Source organism: Xenorhabdus littoralis, from assembly GCF_033949345.1.
GTDB classification, from domain to species: domain Bacteria; phylum Pseudomonadota; class Gammaproteobacteria; order Enterobacterales; family Enterobacteriaceae; genus Xenorhabdus; species Xenorhabdus littoralis.
Genome location: NZ_VCDP01000078.1, coordinates 1 through 18,583, shown reverse-complemented (window position 1 = coordinate 18,583; position 18,583 = coordinate 1). Strand labels below are relative to the sequence as shown.

General features: G+C 45.0%; 19 protein-coding genes. 10 read left to right on the top strand and 9 right to left on the bottom strand.

Annotated features, from left to right (window positions below; all coding sequences use genetic code 11):
* Window positions 1–28: 28 nt before the first annotated feature.
* The gene (gene kdsA / locus FE394_RS16550; RefSeq protein ID WP_319927453.1) at window positions 29–883 is read left to right on the top strand and encodes a 3-deoxy-8-phosphooctulonate synthase; all 855 of its coding nucleotides are present in this window, start codon (window positions 29–31) and stop codon (window positions 881–883) included.
* 117 nt (window positions 884–1,000) lie between these two features.
* Here the strand turns inward: kdsA and FE394_RS16545 are convergent, their stop codons facing one another.
* The 7 genes from FE394_RS16545 to FE394_RS16515 form a co-directional block, all read right to left on the bottom strand.
* Window positions 1,001–2,302: an MSMEG_0569 family flavin-dependent oxidoreductase gene (locus FE394_RS16545; protein ID WP_319927452.1), complete on the bottom strand. Its 1,302-nt coding sequence runs from the start codon at window positions 2,300–2,302 to the stop codon at window positions 1,001–1,003.
* 12 nt (window positions 2,303–2,314) lie between these two features.
* Entirely contained in the window at window positions 2,315–2,605 is a 291-nt protein-coding gene (locus FE394_RS16540; protein WP_319927451.1) for an MSMEG_0570 family nitrogen starvation response protein, read from the bottom strand.
* Window positions 2,606–2,679: 74 nt separating this feature from the next.
* Window positions 2,680–3,708 carry a sll0787 family AIR synthase-like protein gene (locus FE394_RS16535; RefSeq protein ID WP_319927450.1) on the bottom strand — a complete coding sequence of 343 codons (1,029 nt, stop codon included), beginning with the start codon at window positions 3,706–3,708 and terminating at the stop codon, window positions 2,680–2,682.
* Window positions 3,705–4,268, bottom strand: a complete 564-nt coding sequence (locus FE394_RS16530) for an MSMEG_0567/Sll0786 family nitrogen starvation N-acetyltransferase (protein ID WP_319927449.1) — start codon at window positions 4,266–4,268, stop codon at window positions 3,705–3,707. The genes FE394_RS16535 and FE394_RS16530 overlap by 4 nt, the downstream gene beginning before the upstream one ends.
* A gap of 12 nt (window positions 4,269–4,280) precedes the next feature.
* Window positions 4,281–5,360 carry an MSMEG_0568 family radical SAM protein gene (locus tag FE394_RS16525; RefSeq protein WP_319927448.1) on the bottom strand — a complete coding sequence of 360 codons (1,080 nt, stop codon included), beginning with the start codon at window positions 5,358–5,360 and terminating at the stop codon, window positions 4,281–4,283.
* 36 nt (window positions 5,361–5,396) lie between these two features.
* A complete protein-coding gene (locus FE394_RS16520; protein ID WP_319927447.1) occupies window positions 5,397–6,389 on the bottom strand; it encodes a Nit6803 family nitrilase in 993 nt (330 codons plus the stop codon).
* A gap of 29 nt (window positions 6,390–6,418) precedes the next feature.
* Window positions 6,419–6,901, bottom strand: coding sequence for an MSMEG_0572/Sll0783 family nitrogen starvation response protein (locus FE394_RS16515; protein WP_010845689.1), 483 nt, complete (start codon window positions 6,899–6,901; stop codon window positions 6,419–6,421).
* A gap of 265 nt (window positions 6,902–7,166) precedes the next feature.
* On the opposite strand from FE394_RS16515, the gene FE394_RS16510 reads away from it, so the two are divergent.
* Window positions 7,167–9,092, top strand: a complete 1,926-nt coding sequence (locus FE394_RS16510) for a sigma 54-interacting transcriptional regulator (protein ID WP_319927446.1) — start codon at window positions 7,167–7,169, stop codon at window positions 9,090–9,092.
* Between the two features lie 70 nt (window positions 9,093–9,162).
* Here FE394_RS16510 and dauA read toward each other — a convergent pair whose 3' ends face one another.
* The gene (gene dauA / locus FE394_RS16505) at window positions 9,163–10,857 is read right to left on the bottom strand and encodes a C4-dicarboxylic acid transporter DauA (protein ID WP_319927445.1); all 1,695 of its coding nucleotides are present in this window, start codon (window positions 10,855–10,857) and stop codon (window positions 9,163–9,165) included.
* Between the two features lie 501 nt (window positions 10,858–11,358).
* Between dauA and agaR the strand changes: the two genes are divergently transcribed.
* The 8 genes from agaR to FE394_RS16465 all read left to right on the top strand — a co-directional run bounded on the left by agaR (window position 11,359) and on the right by FE394_RS16465 (window position 18,291).
* Window positions 11,359–12,132, top strand: coding sequence for a transcriptional repressor AgaR (gene agaR, locus FE394_RS16500; protein ID WP_319927444.1), 774 nt, complete (start codon window positions 11,359–11,361; stop codon window positions 12,130–12,132).
* Window positions 12,133–12,233: 101 nt separating this feature from the next.
* Complete coding sequence (locus tag FE394_RS16495; protein WP_319927443.1) at window positions 12,234–13,529, top strand: D-tagatose-bisphosphate aldolase, class II, non-catalytic subunit; 1,296 nt, start codon at window positions 12,234–12,236, stop codon at window positions 13,527–13,529.
* Window positions 13,530–13,562: 33 nt separating this feature from the next.
* Window positions 13,563–14,804, top strand: coding sequence for an SIS domain-containing protein (locus FE394_RS16490; protein WP_419836355.1), 1,242 nt, complete (start codon window positions 13,563–13,565; stop codon window positions 14,802–14,804).
* Complete coding sequence (gene agaV, locus FE394_RS16485; RefSeq protein WP_319927441.1) at window positions 14,770–15,252, top strand: PTS N-acetylgalactosamine transporter subunit IIB; 483 nt, start codon at window positions 14,770–14,772, stop codon at window positions 15,250–15,252. The genes FE394_RS16490 and agaV overlap by 35 nt, the downstream gene beginning before the upstream one ends.
* A gap of 29 nt (window positions 15,253–15,281) precedes the next feature.
* Window positions 15,282–16,070, top strand: a complete 789-nt coding sequence (gene agaW, locus FE394_RS16480; RefSeq protein WP_319927440.1) for a PTS N-acetylgalactosamine transporter subunit IIC — start codon at window positions 15,282–15,284, stop codon at window positions 16,068–16,070.
* Complete coding sequence (locus FE394_RS16475; protein WP_319927467.1) at window positions 16,060–16,965, top strand: PTS system mannose/fructose/sorbose family transporter subunit IID; 906 nt, start codon at window positions 16,060–16,062, stop codon at window positions 16,963–16,965. Before agaW ends, FE394_RS16475 begins: the two co-directional genes overlap by 11 nt.
* Window positions 16,966–16,992: 27 nt before the next feature.
* Window positions 16,993–17,427: a PTS galactosamine/N-acetylgalactosamine transporter subunit IIA gene (gene agaF / locus FE394_RS16470; RefSeq protein ID WP_319927466.1), complete on the top strand. Its 435-nt coding sequence runs from the start codon at window positions 16,993–16,995 to the stop codon at window positions 17,425–17,427.
* A 9-nt stretch (window positions 17,428–17,436) separates the two neighbouring features.
* A complete protein-coding gene (locus FE394_RS16465; protein ID WP_319927439.1) occupies window positions 17,437–18,291 on the top strand; it encodes a tagatose bisphosphate family class II aldolase in 855 nt (284 codons plus the stop codon).
* A 67-nt stretch (window positions 18,292–18,358) separates the two neighbouring features.
* On the opposite strand, the gene FE394_RS16460 is transcribed toward FE394_RS16465, so the two are convergent.
* Window positions 18,359–18,583: dual specificity protein phosphatase family protein (locus tag FE394_RS16460; protein WP_319927438.1), on the bottom strand; the 225-nt coding region annotated here is incomplete at its 5' end.

Genomic DNA, 18,583 nt, shown 5'->3' with positions numbered 1-18,583 from the left:
TTTGCCCTTAACAAGAGAAGGTATAAGCATGCAACAGAAAGTGGTTAATATTGGTGATATCAAGGTCGCGAATGATCTGCCTTTTGTACTGTTTGGTGGTATGAATGTCCTTGAGTCACGGGATTTGGCCATGCGTATTTGTGAGCATTATGTGACTGTGACACAAAAACTGGGCATTCCTTATGTTTTCAAAGCGTCTTTTGATAAGGCTAACCGTTCTTCTATCAATTCTTACCGTGGACCGGGTTTAGAAGAAGGGATGAAAATTTTTCAGGAACTGAAACAAACGTTCGGCGTGAAAATCATTACCGATGTGCATGAAGCCGCACAAGCTCAGCCTGTGGCTGATGTGGTTGATGTGATCCAGCTTCCTGCGTTCCTTGCTCGCCAGACCGATCTGGTTGAAGCCATGGCGAAAACGGGCGCAGTTATTAATATCAAAAAACCTCAATTCGTTAGCCCGGGGCAAATGGGGAATATCGTCGACAAATTCAAGGAAGGCGGTAACGAACAAGTGATCTTGTGTGATCGTGGCAGCAACTTTGGTTATGATAATCTGGTCGTTGATATGCTGGGCTTTGGTGTCATGCAGCAGGCAACCGGCGGTGCTCCTGTGATTTTTGACGTCACTCACTCATTGCAGTGTCGTGATCCATTCGGCGCTGCTTCCGGTGGCCGTCGCGCGCAAGTCGCTGAACTGGCTCGCGCGGGTATGGCCGTCGGCATTGCGGGCCTGTTCCTTGAAGCACATCCTGATCCGGAAAATGCAAAATGTGATGGCCCGTCAGCGCTGCCATTGGCAAAACTGGAGCCATTCCTGATGCAGATGAAAGCCATTGATGATGTGGTGAAAAACTTCCCAGAGCTGGATACCAGCAAATAATCACTGAAACTGTCAGGTTTTCTTGATGATGCGGTTACAGGCATGCTGTCTTGTAACCGCTTATTTTTGCCCGGCACCTGCGCCTAAGCAGCATGGAACAGTTAGGGCTTGTAATGGTCACTCAGCCATTTCTACAATATGTTTACTATGACTATTTTGCTGCCTTATTTTTTGCTCAATATGCTGTACCACATAGGCAGCATCCTGATCGATCCCCAGAAACCGTCCAGAACCCCATGTATATAACCACGGCAAACCAATAAACGTGACATCCGGATCAATGGTAATACCCCGGTCATGTTTCGGATAACCATTGACCTGAAAAATATCTAAATCAATCCATGAATAATCTGGCCTGAAACCGATACACCAAATCACGGAAGTAATATTTTCTTTTGCTAAATCAATCTGTGTGATTTCTTGCTCTGGCTGCCAAACAGGCTGATACACCGATACAGGCTCATCGGTCGCAATATTGTTTTTAGCTAAATATTCATCAATCGAGGCATTAATCCGATTATAAGTGGCATCGGCACGGTCCAGATTTTCTGATAAATCTGGCCTGAACCAGAGTTGACCATCTTTAAAGTCATCAAAACGTCCAAGCAACTGCATACCTTCTAAGGCAAATTTACGCAGGTCAATATCATGCCCGCCATCACGCCCTGTGACATAGTGGTTGGTACTGTCACGTACTTCTTCACTATAGCGATGATCTTTCACCGTAGTTTCGTAATAGCCCATATCAAACAGCCATTTCACCACATCTTTGCCGCGATAGAACCGGGCACAACGTGGAGCATCACCTGTCGATAAATAGACTTTTTTGCCTGCCAGATGTAAGTCTTCGGCAATCTGTGCCCCAGATTGTCCTGACCCGACCACCAACACTGCACCTTCAGGCAGTTGGTCTGCATTTAAATATTCTTCCGAATGCATGACTTTTATTTGCTCAGGCAAAGCATCGCTTAATTTTGGATAAATCGGGGTGTGATACCCGCCTGCTGCGACGACAAGTTGTTTGGCGGTGGTTGTGCCGTAATTAGTTTTAATGACAAACTCATGTGCTGCCACTTTTTTCACATGTTCTACCTGAATATTTAAAATGACAGGTGGATTGAGTTTTTCAATAAATTCATCAAGATATTCCACAATTTCGTGCTTTTTCATAAATCCGTCAGGGTCTTGCCTTTGATAAGGATGTTCAGGCAACAGGCACTGCCAGTTCGGTGTCACCAGAGTAAAATTATCCCAACGTTTACGGCGCCAGCTATGGGTCAACTCGGATTCTTTTTCCAACACCACATGGTCAATGCCTGCTTTTTGTAAATAGTGACTGATACATAAACCGGCCTGACCACCACCAACAATCACCACATCATAATTTGGCTGTAACATTTGATTTTGGATATTTAACATAGAACATCCCTCTCATTTATTTGTCATTTCAATAATTTCAATGTGATCTTGCGGGCTGAGCTCTAAGATCTTGGCTTGGTGTTTGATGATTGCCAGATTATCCATAGCCGAACTACAGGCAAAGCCATAACATGCCCGTACTCTTTCCGATGCGGCATACAGACCATTTTCAACCTGATGCAAAAACTGCGTACTTGGGTAACACTGACCCATGGACAAATAGTTATAAATCACCGTTGAGGGTGAGTAATATTGAATCTGTTCTCCATTCGGCCACTTCACAGTAAAACTCACACTGGGCATAACATAGGCTCCTACTGGCTCTCAGGCTCAATCTATAACGGGTTGAACCTATACTTTTTTAATTAATCCTGTTTTTAAACTAATTTTTTCAAGACATCGGCATAACAAAAACCGGTAAATACTTGGTTGTTAAAATCCCAAAATATGCTGTGTTGCTGTTGTTGCTGCACTGTAACCACACCACTGACATTGGTTTCACCTATCACTGTGCAGGCAATGTCCTGACGGTGAAACAACCTGATAATTTCTTCACATTTATCGGCATTGGCAGTCAGTAAAAAACCAAAACTGGGAAAAATTTGCAGCCATTTAAACCAGCCCACATCATCAGGTTTAGGAATGGCATCTAAGTTGATATGCGCCCCCGAAGCCGTAGCTTCGAGCAACATCAACAAACTGCCTAAAATGCCGGCATTGCTGATATCACGGGCGGCATGGACCAGATTTGCCTCTGCCAATTGCGGCAATAAGGCAATTTGTGACTGTAAAACGCAGTCAGATACATGCTCAAAGCATTTCCAATAAGGGGTATTGGGATGGAATTGCCCTTGCAGATTTAAAGCAATCAGGATTTTTTGTTGTGGTTTGACATGCAGCACCGAGAGCAGTTTTTGTGCCGTGCCTTGAATCGCAACAGATAAAGCGGGCTGATAAACCGCATCAAGATTGGTATGTCCACCGACCAATGGCACACCATAAGCACGACAAGCATCCTGCATACCTTGCATTAACAACTGGGTCTGTTCGCTGCTGGTATGCCAAAAACTGTTCACCACTGACAACGCCCGACCGCCCATTGCTGCAATATCACTAATATTCGCCATGACTGCCGACCATCCGGCAAAATAAGGATGATTGGCCACAAAACTTGGCAACATACCTTCACAGGCGTGCAACACATATTGGCCATTTAGCGACAGTGCAGCCGTATCATCCCCGGGATAAGCATATAAGCTATCCAATGAATCTACATGGCAAGCGGTATTGGCCGAAACTGTATTAGCCGAAACTGTATTGACTGAAACACTGGATGCAATCGCCTGCTTGGACTGCATGGCGGATGTCTGTTTCAACATATCGAGTAATTGATTGAGTTCCATCATCGCGTCTCCTTCTGCATATAGGTTTGCATCGGGATGTACTGTAACGGATAGTTTTCAATCTGTGCCTGCATCAACACATGTGGAATGTTGGCAACGGTTAACTGACGCAAACTATCCCAACACAACCTTTGGAAATAGTGCTCATTCTGGCTTTGCACGGTGGCTAAAAAAGTACGGCATCCCAAGTTTTTGGCGGTCGATACTGCGGTATTGATTAACGCTTTACCAATGGTATGGTGGCGTCGATATAAAGGCTCTACGCATAAACGTCCGCCATACCACGTCTGTTCGCCATCAGGGAAAATCCGCACTGCACCAATCACACGATCATGCTCACCCGACATTTTCCCAATGGCAACAATGCCTAATGCTTTAACATCGTACTCGTCACGATCTTCTTTCAAGATTTTCTGTTCATCGCGAAAGGTCACTTCACGTAAACGATAATATTGGCGACGCTCCCAATCTTCCGACACTATTTTGATGGTAATGTCATCGCTGATAAATTGTTTCAGCTCTTCATTTAGCCCAAGCAGCCAGGAATAACGAGAAAGCCTCATATCACATTCTCCTTACTCATAGGCTTTCAGCGAAGAACAAGCGCCACATTTGGCACAGCCTGCCTGAGTATTTTCCGAATTCAAGCCATGTTGTCTGAGTTGCAGTCCGATTTTCGGATAAAGCGACTGCATAAAAGCATGATCAGGTTTAGGATGATGCTCTAATGGTGTACCTTGAATTGGCACAAACGGCACCACAAATGGATATACCCCAATTTCAGTCAGTCTGGCGGTCATTGCCACGATTTCCGGTTCGGTATCGCCCAATCCGGCCAAAATGTAAGTACTGACCTGTCCTCGACCGAACACTGCAACGGCTGCCTCAAAGGCTGAAAAATACTTTTCCAGTGATACTTCGGCCTTGCCGGGCATAATTTTCTGTCGTATACGCTCGCTCACCGCCTCAAGGTGCATTCCAATCGACACAGCACCTGCATCTTTTAAACGTTGAAACCATGCAAAATCATCGGGAGGTTCGCACTGTACCTGTATTGGTAAATCTACTTGTGCCTTAATCGCTTTAACCGAGTCATATAAGATTTTTGCCCCACGATCTCCCGTATTTGGCGTACCGGTGGTGATTACCATTTGCTTGATACCATCCAGCTCAACGGCTGCTTTCGCTACCTCCGCCAATTGTTCCGGACGTTTACGGATCAAGGTTCGACCGTCGTTTAAAGACTGATCAATCGAGCAAAATTGGCACGCCGTTGCCTTGTCATTCATCCGAATGCAATGCTGTAACACGGTTGTCGCCAACACATCATGACTATGTAAGGTTGCAATTTGCTCATAGGCGATACCTTCGGCAGTTTTTAAATCATAAAATCGTGGCCTTGCCGGTGCAGTTAAGATTGCCACCGGAATCCGGTTTTTAAAGACAATCACCTTGTCAGAGTTCAGCTCAGGCTTTGCGGTATAGGGAGAATCTTGTGCTGCAAGGTTCAGCACAGGGATCATCATGGTCTTCCCGTCAAGGCTCAGTGCCTTATGATCGCTTGGCCCTGCGCCGCCTTTACGGGATAAACCAAACTCGCCTTCCCATTTCAGACCATTACATTGCAAATCGGTCAGTAATTGCGTTGCAGACATCTTTACCCCCTATTATTTGGGTTTAATCAATATGGTTCAGACCTGTGCTTCATTAAATTTTGAGGATTTTTCGAGATGATTTTGATCTGATGTTTCAACTTTCAGTTCGTGTAATACCTTTGTCGGACGGCGATCAATCAATAAGCTGAACAATTCAGGGCGGCTGTAATGTCCCACTGAATCCATCATGCGTTTGCGTTTATCAATCAGACTAAGATCCAGATCGGCAATGCAGTAACCTTCATCTTGCGTGAGCGGTTCAGCTAAGAACTTGCCTTCGGGAGAAACAATGGCGGTAAAACATCCGCCTGAAATTGGCCCGATGTTACAGCCAGTATCCTGCATAATTTGTTGCTGCTGTTCGGGATGCAGCCATGCGGTGGCATTGACCACAAAACAGCCGGACTCTAAAGCATGGTGTTGAATGGTTGCACTGATTTGATCGGCAAAAATTTGTCCTACCAACGAACCCGGAAACATGGAAGCATGAATTTGCTCACCATCTGCCATCAGGGCAAAACGTGCCAACGGGTTGTAATGTTCCCAACATGCCAGCGAACCAATACGCCCCACCGCAGAGTCAATGGCGCGCAGACCACTGCCATCACCTTGACCCCAAACCATCCGCTCATGGTAAGTTGGCGTAATTTTGCGGCGATGCTGAATGATTGAACCATCGGCATCAAATAACAGTTGTGCGTTATAAATCGTACCGCCGGCACGTTCATTAATACCAATCGATACCACCATGTCGGCTTCAAGGCAGGCTTGACCAATCGCCAGAGTTGCTGCGGAAGGTACAACCACCGATTCATTCAACAATTTTAAATGCTCTTTTCCCATGGCAAATGGTGGTTGTACAAAGGAAAAATAAGGGTAATAAGGCACGACGGTTTCAGGAAAAACGGCAAATTGCACACCTTGTTTTCCAAGCTCTGAAATAATGTCACAGATTTTTTTTACCGTTGCGGCTTGGCTATAAAGCACCGGACTGCATTGCACGGCGGCAGCTTTGATGATTCGGTTCATGTCTTATTCCCCTTATAGTTTGCGCTTACTTAAACAGTCCAAGTATCAATGATTAAGGCATTTTCACGACGCATCAGCAGTTTTAAATCCATCACATCCAATGGATTAATGGGGCGAATTCCCGGAATAAGTGCTTTTTCGGTTTGACCATACATTGCTTGCAACGCAAAACGACAGGCATACACTTCGCCGCCTTCTTCCATAAAGGCTTTCAATTGGTTATTGACGGCCAAATGACCGGGAAAAGCTTCAGCTCCTAACGTTGGAAAGCCACGTTGTACACCCAGTTGCACACCCGGGCCGTAAAGCAAGATTTTGGTTTCAAAACCCTTACGCAATAAACGCTTTGCCTGTAACACATTGATCAGGCCAATTGACCCTTCAAATGCAACGGTATGGAAAGTCAACAATGCCTTTTCACCCGGCTGTGCTTTAACGTCCTCAAACACTTTTTCTTCATAATCAACAAGAAAATCGCCATCTTTATATTGTTCGATATCAACTTTTGGCATAACAGCTCCTAGTTCAATGTTATTTCGGAATGAATCGATATGTCGTCTTTCGGTCTTATTGCAAAAGGTTATTGCGAAAGCTATGCCAAGTTATATTGCGGGGCAGGGAAGTTGTGTTTATCTCATTGAAATATATAACTTAAATTTATATAAAATATTTTTATGGATATAAGTGGAACTGCTGGAAGGCTATGATTTTTCGTAGTATTATGAGTTTTCATAGTTTCAATTATGAAACTTCATAATATGAATATGACTGAATAACATGGATACGACTGATTTTATTTCGGATTGGGTAACTTCTGAAAACTCGATTCGTCCGTTAGTGTTTGAACACACATCACAGGCATTAATTGTGCTAGACCCACATCAAAACCAGTTTATTGATGTGAATATCAGTGCCACTCGATTATTGCGATATGAACGTCATGAAATTATTCAAAAAACAGTAACTTCTATTTTTGGTCATTTCAGCCAACTACCCCACCTGCTGGCGTTTACCGAAGAAGCTTTGGAAAAAGATTGGGCCTGGAACAATGAGCTGTGTTCCTTTGATAAAAATGGTGAAAAAATCCAGTTAGATATCACGTCCATTTCATTGCCTTATAAAAACAAAACATTGCTGATATGGTCGCTGGTGGATGTCAAAGAGTTAGAACTGCGTCAACTTAAGAAAAATGCCGATAAAGCCATCCGTACAGATTTTAAAGAATGGCAAGCCTTGCAAGAACTGTTTATCGACTCTGATACAGGCAAGCATTTATTACTGAGTTCAGTCGGTGACGGTATTTACAGTATCAACAAGCAAGGTTTGTGCACCTTTATTAATCCCGCCGGAGCTAAAATGCTGGGGCTGCAACCTGAAGATGTGCTGAGTAATAATATTCATAAAATTCATCATCATACCCATGAAAATGGCGATCATTATCCTGTCGAGGAGTGCCCGATTTACGCGGCGGTACATGACGGTATTGTGTATGAAGGTATTCAGGAAATTTTTTGGCGGCGTGACGGCAGTTACTTTCCAGTGGAATTTACCAGTACCCCGGTGATCCGTGACAGTGAAATTATTGGTGCAGTGGTGGTATTCCGCGATATTACCGATCGGCTGAACACCGAAAAACAACTGACCCATGCCCTTGAAGAACTGCAAGATTTAAAAAGCCGACTGGAACAGCAAAACGAATATCTGCAAGAAGAAATTTTACAAGAAAATAAATACCATGAAATTGTCGGCAATAGTGCCTCTATTTTACAGATTATCGAAAAAATCAAGGTAGTCGCCTCAACGGATGCCAACGTGATGATTTATGGCGAGTCCGGTACAGGCAAAGAACTGATTGCCCGTGCCATTCACCAATCCAGTCACCGTAAACAGCAACCACTTATTCGGGTCAACTGTGCCGCCATTCCTTCGGAACTGTTTGAAAGTGAATTTTTCGGGCATGTCAAAGGTGCATTTACTGGGGCTGTACGTGACCGTATCGGGCGTTTTGAATTGGCAGACCAAGGCACGCTATTTTTAGATGAAATTGGCGACATTCAACCAGAGTTACAAAGTAAGCTACTGCGTGTATTGCAGGAAGGCACCTTTGAGCGGGTCGGCGAAGAAAAAACGCGGCATGTGGATGTGCGGATTATTGCCGCCACCAACCGCAATTTAAAAGAAGAAGTGAAATACAAACGTTTTCGTGAAGATCTGTATTTTCGTTTAAATGTATTCCCGATTCATTCTCCGGCCTTACGTGACCGCAAGGAAGATATTCCGCTTTTGGTGACACATTTTACCAAGCTGATTTGTGACAATCGTAAAATTAAGTATCTGCCATTTTCACAAAAGCATATTTTGGAACTTCAGCAGTATGACTGGCCCGGTAATATCCGTGAGCTGCAAAATGTCATCGAACGGGCACTGATTACGGCAAGACAAAGCGCGGTTTCTTTTAAATATTTATTGGAACAAGATCAACAGCAACCGAAAACGCCGCGTCAGAATATTCACAACGAACATCAACAAACCGAAGACGTGCTGACTGTAAAACAATTCAGGGAGTTAGAAATTAAAAACCTTTCCCTTGCCGTTAAACAATGCAAAGGGAGAATTTTTGGTGATGGCGGCGCAGCAAGGTTGTTGGGAATAAACCCAACAACCTTGATCTCACGCTTAAAGAAATTGGGGATTAGTTATTAAAAATTAAAAGTTAAAAGTTAAAAGTTAAAAGTTAAAAGTTAAAAATCTCATCCTGAGGCAGGCTATTAGATTAATCTATTCCCATTTCTTTCTGCACTTTGGATAAAGTAGCATAAAAACTCAATTGCCCTTCAATCGGCACGACTTTGGCTCTCGCCAGCGTTTTTAAGGGCTGGAAGGGAATATCACACACGACGATATGCTTCTCTTTTCCCATCTCTCGGATAAAACCCTGAAAGGCGTGCAGCCCACCTGCATCCAGAACGGGTACGGCATCCCATTGCATGATGATGGTGTGATAATCGCTACTTTTCTCTTTTAACTCAGCAAAAATACGCTCGGCGGCAGCAAAGAACAGCGGGCCATTAATTCGTACAACCAGCAGACTTTTATCATCGTTCGTTAAAGAAGAGGTAGTAATCCGAGTCATGTTGGCAATTTTGCGCATAAACAGGAGCGATGCCAAAACAATGCCAATGGTGATAGCTATCACCATATCAAACAGAACGGTCAATGACAGGCACAGCAGCATGACGATAATATCGTCTTTGGGAGCACGACGAATGAGATCCACAACTTTATGGGCTTCACTCATATTCCACGCCACAATCAGCAAAATGGCTGACATCGCTGCCAGTGGGAGATAAGAGAGCATCGGTGCAAGCACCAGCAACGTCAATAATACCAGCAGGGAGTGAATGACAGCAGCAATGGGTGATGTTGCGCCTGCACGCACATTGGCGGCTGAACGGGCGATAGCCGCAGTAGCAGTGATCCCGCCAAAGAAGGGGGCGACAATATTGCCCATTCCCTGACCAAGCAATTCACTGTTGGAGTGATGTTTTTTTCCGGTCATGCCGTCCAGAATAACGGCGCATAGCAGTGATTCAATTGCCCCTAACATGGCCATCGAAAATGCGGCGGGCAGTAAGGCTGACACGGTATTCCAGCTAATATCGAGAGAATCAGTATCAGGTAAATTCCACGGCAAAATAAGTTGGGGAAGAATTGGCGGAATCCCCTGACCCTGCGTACCATCTTCCAGCATATAGCTGAATGATGAACCGATCGTTGCTACATCATGACCCAGCAGATGCATGATACCCATAATGCTGGTGCCCGCAATCAAAGCGGGTAAGTGACCCGGTAACTTTAATCCCAGTTTTGGCCAGAAAATTAATACCAGCAACGTTGTCAAGCCGATGAGCGTATCGCTCAACTGAAATGAGGGGAACGCCTGAGAAAGCGCAATCACCTTATCAATATAATTTTCCGGTACATGGTCCAACGTCAGGCCAAAGAAATTTTGTACCTGCATGGTGGCTATCGTGATTGCAATACCAGAAGTAAAACCAAGAGTGACAGACAGGGGGATATATTCAATAAGCCGCCCTAAACGCGCTAATCCCATGACAACCAAAATGATGCCGGACATCAGCGTCGCGATCAGCAGGCCACTCAAGCCAAATTGCTGTGAGACAGGGTAGAGGATCACCACAAAAGCGGCAGTTGGGCCGGAAACGCTATAACGTGATCCTCCGGTGAGGGCGATAATAATACCCGCAATAGCTGCCGTATACAGCCCATACTGAGGGGCAACGCCACTACCGATAGCCAGAGCCATTGCCAGCGGGATAGCAATGATCCCCACAGTGATCCCGGCAATCATATCCTTAATAAAACGAGGAAAAGAGTAAGATTCCTTCCAACATGAATCCATAAACGCACTAAACGGGCGTATTCCCTTAATTTTACGAGTATTCATTGAAATAAAAACCAAAATAAAACGTCGCGTGACGGTCTGAAAAGAGAGCTGCCAGAATATCGACTTTATCAGACCAAAAAGGTGTTATATGTCAAAAAGTTAATTAATAGATTAACGTCTGTGGAATAAAAATCAAATAAATAAGACATCATTCATGATGTACGAGTCAAAAAGTAAACTATATTTAGAATCGGAAATATTTATAACAATTTGCTAACTTGTGATTTACATCACTTTCTACTTCGATAAGTAATAATGGTAATTATTGCATTTTCCTTTCGATATTTTCGGAAGGGAAATTTTTGATTCCATTCATCACAAGGAGATGGGGAACGTTATGGTTTCTTTAATGAAAGAGCGATATTTCGGTTTAATGCCAATTGAAAGGTTTTTTGGCTATATCGGGCGGAAAAATAAATTTTAACAGTGATCACAGTCGGCATTCGTTCGCTTTGTTCTAATTACCCTAATTCAGTTCTGAACTGCGGGAGTCTACGTGATATGAGCATTGAAACAACCAAAAGACGCGAGTCTATCATCAAGCTGTTATATGACATAGGCAGTGTGAAAGTGGAAGCATTGAGCAAATATTTTGGTGTTTCAAGTGTCACTATTCGCAGTGATTTACGTTATCTTGAAAAAGAAGGATGTGTGAGCCGTGCTCATGGTGGCGCAAAGATTAATAACAGATTTGCATTTGATCGACCATTACGGTTAAAAGGACGGCTTGAGAAAGAGATTAAAATTCGTATTGGCGCCAGAGCTGCGGAGTTTATTCAGGATGGCGACTCTCTGATTATTGATTCTGGATCAACTACAGCAGAAATTGTCCCCCATCTTACCCAATACCGCTCATTGGTTGTGATGACCAATGCACTGAATATTGCCTATCAGCTAACTGAATATGATGACATTGAAGTTATCGTTCTTGGCGGTGTCATTCGTCGAAATTCTTATTCCCTTTATGGCAGCACGGCAGAGCAGCAACTTTCCCAATATCGTTTTAATACGGTTTTTCTTGGTGTGGATGGCTTCGATTTGGAGGCGGGAATTACGACGCCCCATGCAGGTGAAGCGCATCTTAACCGCATTATGTGTGATGCAGCCCACCAGATTATTGCCGTGACAGACGGCAGTAAATTTGGCCGCAGGAGTTTTTGCCTGATCCGTGAATCTCACCAGATTCATCGCTTAATTACGGATCGACGAATACCTGAACACTATCGCAGGACATTAACAGAACAGGGGGTGGATGTGATTGTTGTGGATGAATAATGTCCGATTGAAATTCCTTTTTTCACCAGAAATAACGGAATTCTGTCAGAAAAGCACTTTCAGATTTAAAACGGCTTTCAGTCATATTATCTGGAGATATCATGCAGCATCTATTACAGCTTATCCATCGTCATAAAGCAGGCGACCCGGTTGGGATTTATTCCGTTTGTTCAGCACATCCGTGGGTATTGGAAAGTGCTATGCGCCTGGCGAAAGAGCGGCAGACTCCGGTGCTCATTGAAGCCACATCCAATCAAGTGAACCAATTCGGGGGTTATACCGGCATGCAGCCGGACGATTTTCGCGAAAGAGTCTGGCGCATTGCTGATGATGTTGGCTTATCCCGCCAACTCATTTGGCTGGGAGGTGACCATCTGGGGCCAAATGTTTGGCAGAATCGGCCTGCGGAAGAAGCGATGTTACTGTCAGAAAGATTGATCCATGATTATGTCGCTGCGGGTTTTCGCAAAATTCATCTTGATTGCTCGATGTCATGCGCCGACGATCCGACCCCATTGACTGACGCCGTTGTCGCGGAACGTGCCGCCCGGTTGTGTCTGGTGGCTGAACTCTGTTGGCAGCAAGTCGGGGGTGAGCGTCCTGTCTATGTGATTGGTACAGAAGTCCCTGTGCCGGGTGGAGCAAAAGAAAAATTGAGCGGTGTTCAGGTCACATCTTCTCATGCTGCGGCCACCACATTGAATATTCACCAACAGGCATGGAAATCTGTCGGTTTAGCTGAAGTATGGGAGCGGGTCATTGCACTGGTGGTTCAGCCAGGAGTGGAGTTCGATCATCATCAGGTGGAAAAGTACCAGCCAGAAAAAGCCAGACAGCTCAGCCGTTATATTGAAACTCAGCCTTATTTGATATACGAAGCTCATTCTACAGATTATCAGACGCCTCAGGCGTATCGTGAATTGATACGTGATCATTTCGCAATCTTGAAAGTCGGCCCTGCGTTGACCTTTGCCTTGCGTGAAGGGCTGTTTGCGCTTGATAAATTGGATCGCGAATGGAATGGAGAATTGACAGCCGTTCATTTGATGGATGTGCTGGAACGGATAATGCTCGAACAGCCAGAATATTGGAGCGCTTATTATCAAGGTACGCCACATCAACAATATATTGCCCGCCAATACAGCTTGAGTGATCGCATTCGCTATTACTGGGCAGATCCCAGAGTAGAGCAGGTTGTCGAAACGCTGATCGAAAATCTGAACCGTAATCCTGTACCTCTTTCCATGCTCAGCCAGTATTTGCCTGAGCAGGCGGAAGCGGTGAAGCAAGGCCGGCTTTCAACTGAGCCGAAAGCGTGGGTGATGGATAAAATTCGTTCAGTATTGCTGCGTTACGCAAATGCTTGTGAAAGGCAATTAGTTGAAGCGACCCATTGAGGCAACTATATGAAAGTCATATCCGCTGTGAAGATGGGGAACACTCTGGGTACAACGAAAACGCGGTATACCTATAGTGAAAAATGGTTGGATGAGCATCAGGCTCGTTTCACCGCAGAAGAAATTCATCATCAACCTGCACTATGGCGTCAATTACATCAGGAATTGCAGGTTAACGTGAAAAAATGGCAATTATTTTTACAGCCATTATTGGAAAATTCTAACCTGCGCATTATTTTGTGTGGTGCCGGTTCTTCCGCTTTCGTTGGCCGGACGATAGCTCCGTGGCTGCGTGAGTACTGTGGACTTAACGTCGGGGCATATGCTTCGACAGATATCGTATCGTCACCGCTGTCCTGTTTCACCGGAAAATACCTTACCGGAGAACATCCGATCCTGCTGGTTTCTTATGCCCGCTCTGGCAATAGCCCGGAAAGTATGGCTTCTGTGGCATTGGCAGATCAACTTTTGCCGGATTGCCACCATTTGTTTCTGACCTGCAATCCCGACGGGGAATTGGCGCAATATGCGGAAGATAAATCTAACGTCTGTTCTCTGATCATGCCGGAAGGCTCTCATGACCGGAGTTTTGCCATGACATCCAGTTTCAGTTGCATGGCACTGGCGACAATTTTACTGCTTGGCCGCCTTTCCCTGACAGAAACAGATAAGTACGTCGGACAGATAGCAGCTCTGTGTGAACAGAATGAAATGAACTGGCATCAATATGCGAAATCGCTATCAACACTGGGTTTCAGCCGATTTGTCGTACTCGGCTCCCGCTGTTTTAACGGCATTGCTGAGGAAGCGGCTCTCAAAATGCTGGAGCTGACGGCTGGGCGTGTCATGACACGGCATGACTCTTCAATGGGAATACGTCACGGGCCGAAAGTCATGATTGAGGGGGGAACGCTGGTCGTTACAATGCTGTCATCATCGCCTTATTGCCGTCAGTATGACCTTGATTTATTCAATGAATTAAAACTCGACGGGAAGGCCAGAGATATTATCGCCCTCAGCGGCTTATCCCATACCGATGGTCTTGTATTAAATACCGATTTAGACGATATCTGGCTCATTTTCCCCTATCTGATGTTTTTGCAACTGCTGGCGTTTGAGACGTCACTGGCGCATGGACTGACGCCCGATAATCCTTGCCCGACAGGTGAAGTTAACCGGGTTGTTAAAGGTGTCCGCATATATCCTTTTCATCACATTCAAAAGAGCCGCAGGAGTAAGTATGTCTACCCCAAATATATTGATGACACGGATTGATAATCGGTTAGTGCATGGACAAGTCGGCGTAACTTGGGTTAATTCGCTGAATGCAAATTTAATCGTCGTTGCCAATGATGAGGCATCAATCGATCCTGTCCAGCAATCCTTAATGGATATGGTGGTTTCGGATGGAGTACAAACCCGTTATTTCTCTCTGCAAAAAACAATAGATGTTATTCACAAGGCGGCTGAACATCAGAAAATTTTCATCGTTTGTAAAACTCCGCAAGATGTGTTGCTGCTGGTTAAGGGAGGAGTACCCATTAACTTTGTCAACGTGGGTAACATGCATTTTGCAGAAGGAAAAAAACAGATCCATAAAACCGTTTCTGTAGATGAAGACGATATTAAGGCATTTCGTGAATTAGAAGGTCTCGGCATTAGGTGTGAAATACGCCGCGTACCGGATGAAACGGGGCAACCGGTCTGCCATTTGCTGAACTAGCTGAACTAGCTGAACTAATGGAGGGATGTATGCTTATTGATGCACTATTAATTGGATTGCTGGCGGGAATTGCTGGTATCGATCTCTTCAATGGATTGACACATATTCATCGTCCGGTGGTCATGGGGCCGTTGGTCGGCTTGATTTTAGGTGATGTCACAACAGGGCTGCTGGTTGGTGGCGCGTTAGAACTGGTGTGGATGGGAATGGTGCCATTGGCGGGAGCACAACCGCCAAATGTCGTGATGGGAGGCGTGATGGGCACTTCATTTGCTATTCTGACAAATGTCGATCCGAGGATTGCAATTGGCATTGCAGTACCATTTGCCATTGCAGTACAGGGTTGTATCACACTGTTATTTACGCTTTATTCCCCGATGATGCACAAATGCGACAATATGGTCAAAGCGTTGAACTGGAAAGGCATTGAGCGGGTTAACTATCTGGGATTGCTTATCCTGTTCTGCCTGTATTTTATTGTGTCATTCCTGCCAATCTACTTCGGTGCAGATGCCGCGAGTGCCATCGTCCAGAAAGCCCCCAAATGGCTGCTTGACGGCCTTTCTGTTGCGGGAGGAATGATGCCGGCGATTGGTTTCGCATTGCTGATGAAGATCATGATGAAAAAGACCTATGTGGCTTATTTCATTTTGGGATTTGTCTCCGTCACTTTCCTCAATATGCCGATTATTGCCGTTGCACTGAGTGCATTGGCGATAGCCCTGATCGACTTCTTTAATCGCGATCGCTCTGAAGGCCATTCTGCCCATCCACACGCTGCCCATTCACACGTAAAGGAGATGAATGATGGTATCTAATCAATCTGATAAAAATTCTGACAACGCTATGGCGGAAAAAGCCGAACGGAACATGGAACGGACACTCGCAAGCCGTCAGACAGAGCAGGACGAATATAGGGATAACACACTGGCATCTGAATTGACCAAGCAAGATATCAATAAGATGGCATGGCGTTCCCTGTTATTGCAGGCTTCTTTCAACTACGAGCGTATGCAAGCGGGGGGATGGCTTTATACTTTACTGCCGGGATTGCGCAAGATCCATAAAAATCCTGAGGATTTGCGGAATTCCATGAAGATGCACATGGAATTTATCAACGTACATCCATTTGACATTACTTTCCTGTCAGGGCTGGTATTGGCCATGGAGAGGGCAAAAGAAAAGATCTCGACCATCCGTGCCGTGAAAATTGCGCTGATGGGGCCTTTGGGGGGAATAGGTGATGCTCTGTTCTGGCTGACATGGCTGCCTATCTGCGCCGGGATCGGGGCTTCATTAGCGATGCAGGGAAGTTTGTTCGGGCCGATCATTTTTCTGCTGATGTTCAATATCGTGCATTTTACTGTTCGTTTCGGATTGGCGCACTATGGTTATCAGGCAGGGACAAACGCCATCACTATGTTGAAGAAACATACAAAAAATTTTTCCCATGCAGCATCCATTGTTGGCATGACAGTGATTGGTGCGCTGGTGGCTTCTTATGTTCATCTGTCGACTCCGTTAGTGATACAGGCAGGTGAAGCCAAAATTGCGTTGCAAGCGGGGGTGTTAGATAAATTGATGCCAAATCTACTGCCATTGTGTTTCACGTTATTGGTATATGGATTGATGAAACGGGGAATTTCACCCGTGAAATTAATTGGCATCACAGTGGTATTGGGGATCGCAGGTAAATTTATCGGATTTCTATAAGAAGGAGCCATTATGTTGAATGTTGCCATGTTGGGCGTAGTCATCACGGGGCACGGGAAGTTTGCCAGTGGTTTATTACAGGCTGTGGAGCAGGTTATCGGACTACAAAAACAGTGTGTTGCGATTGATTTTCCGGAAGGGATGTCAATGGAATATCTGTCCGAATCACTGCGTGACGCGTGTCAATGTTGTGACAGTGGTGCAGGAGTGGTCATTCTGACTGATTTACTGGGGGGATCACCTTTTCGTCAGGCGGCACAACTGGCGCTTACTTATCCATCATGGGAAGTCATTACGGGTATCAATATGCAGCTGGCGGCGGAAATGATGCTGGAACGTGACAATGGACTGTCAGCGGCAGAGTTTCGTGATCTGGCACTTGAATGTGGTCATCGTGGATTAACCAGTTTGTGGCATGAACAGCAGAAACAACAAAATAAATCCTGTGATGATGGGATTTAAGGGGCAGCAATGTATCTGATTTCCAATCGTGAAATGCTCAGAAAGGCTCAACGTGAAGGCTATGCCGTTCCTGCTTTCAATGTACATAATCTGGAAACCATACAGGTCGTGGTGGAGACAGCGGCTCGTATGTCTTCACCCGTTATTCTGGCGGGGACACCCGGAACATTCCGTTATGCTGGGTTGGAATATATTGTTTCTATCTGCCAACAAGCAGCTTATCTCAATCAATTGCCTGTGGCATTACATCTCGATCATCATGAAGTTTTCAGTGATATTCATCAGAAAGTAAAAGCGGGGATTCGTTCGGTAATGATTGATGGCTCACATTTACCCTTCGAAAGTAACATCATGACGGTGACAGAGGTTGTTCGGCTATGTCATAGCTATGATGCCAGTGTTGAGGCTGAACTTGGGCGTCTTGGGGGACAGGAAGATGATCTGAGTGTCGATAGCAAAGACTCTTTCTTTACAGATCCACAGGCGGCAAAAATCTATGTTGAGCGTACCGGCATTGACTCACTCGCCGTTGCGATTGGTTCGGCACATGGACTTTATCAGGGTGAGCCTCATCTGGATTTTGACCGTCTGGCGGCTATCCGCCAGTTGGTCGATATTCCGTTGGTACTGCATGGCGCTTCTGGTTTATCGGAAGCAATGGTGCGCAAGGCGATTGGTCTTGGTATTTGTAAGTTGAATGTAGCGACAGACCTGAAAATTGCCTTTGCTGATGCGATAAAATCCTATTTTGCACAATATCCTACAGCCAATGACCCTCGTCACTATATGACACAAGGTAAAATAGCGATGGAAAAAGTTGTTGAAGAGAAAATTCTGATGTGCGGTAGCGCAGGTAAGTTTTGATTTTTATGGCTACCGCTAACTATAACTTTTTCCAACTATAACTTTCTCTAATTATAATCTTATCTAACTATGTCTTCCGATGCCGATATGACTTTTCCCAATGTGTGAGAATATCCATGTGTGTTTGTCTGAAAGTCACTTGTGGTCTGACCTGACGCAGAATATTGATGGCAGTGGTAACATTATATTCAGGATGCTTTTTCAGTAGCCATGCAGCTACAACCATTGCACTGCGGGACAATCCTAATGTGCAATGAATGAAAACGCTGCCTTGAGAGCATAAAAAACCTTG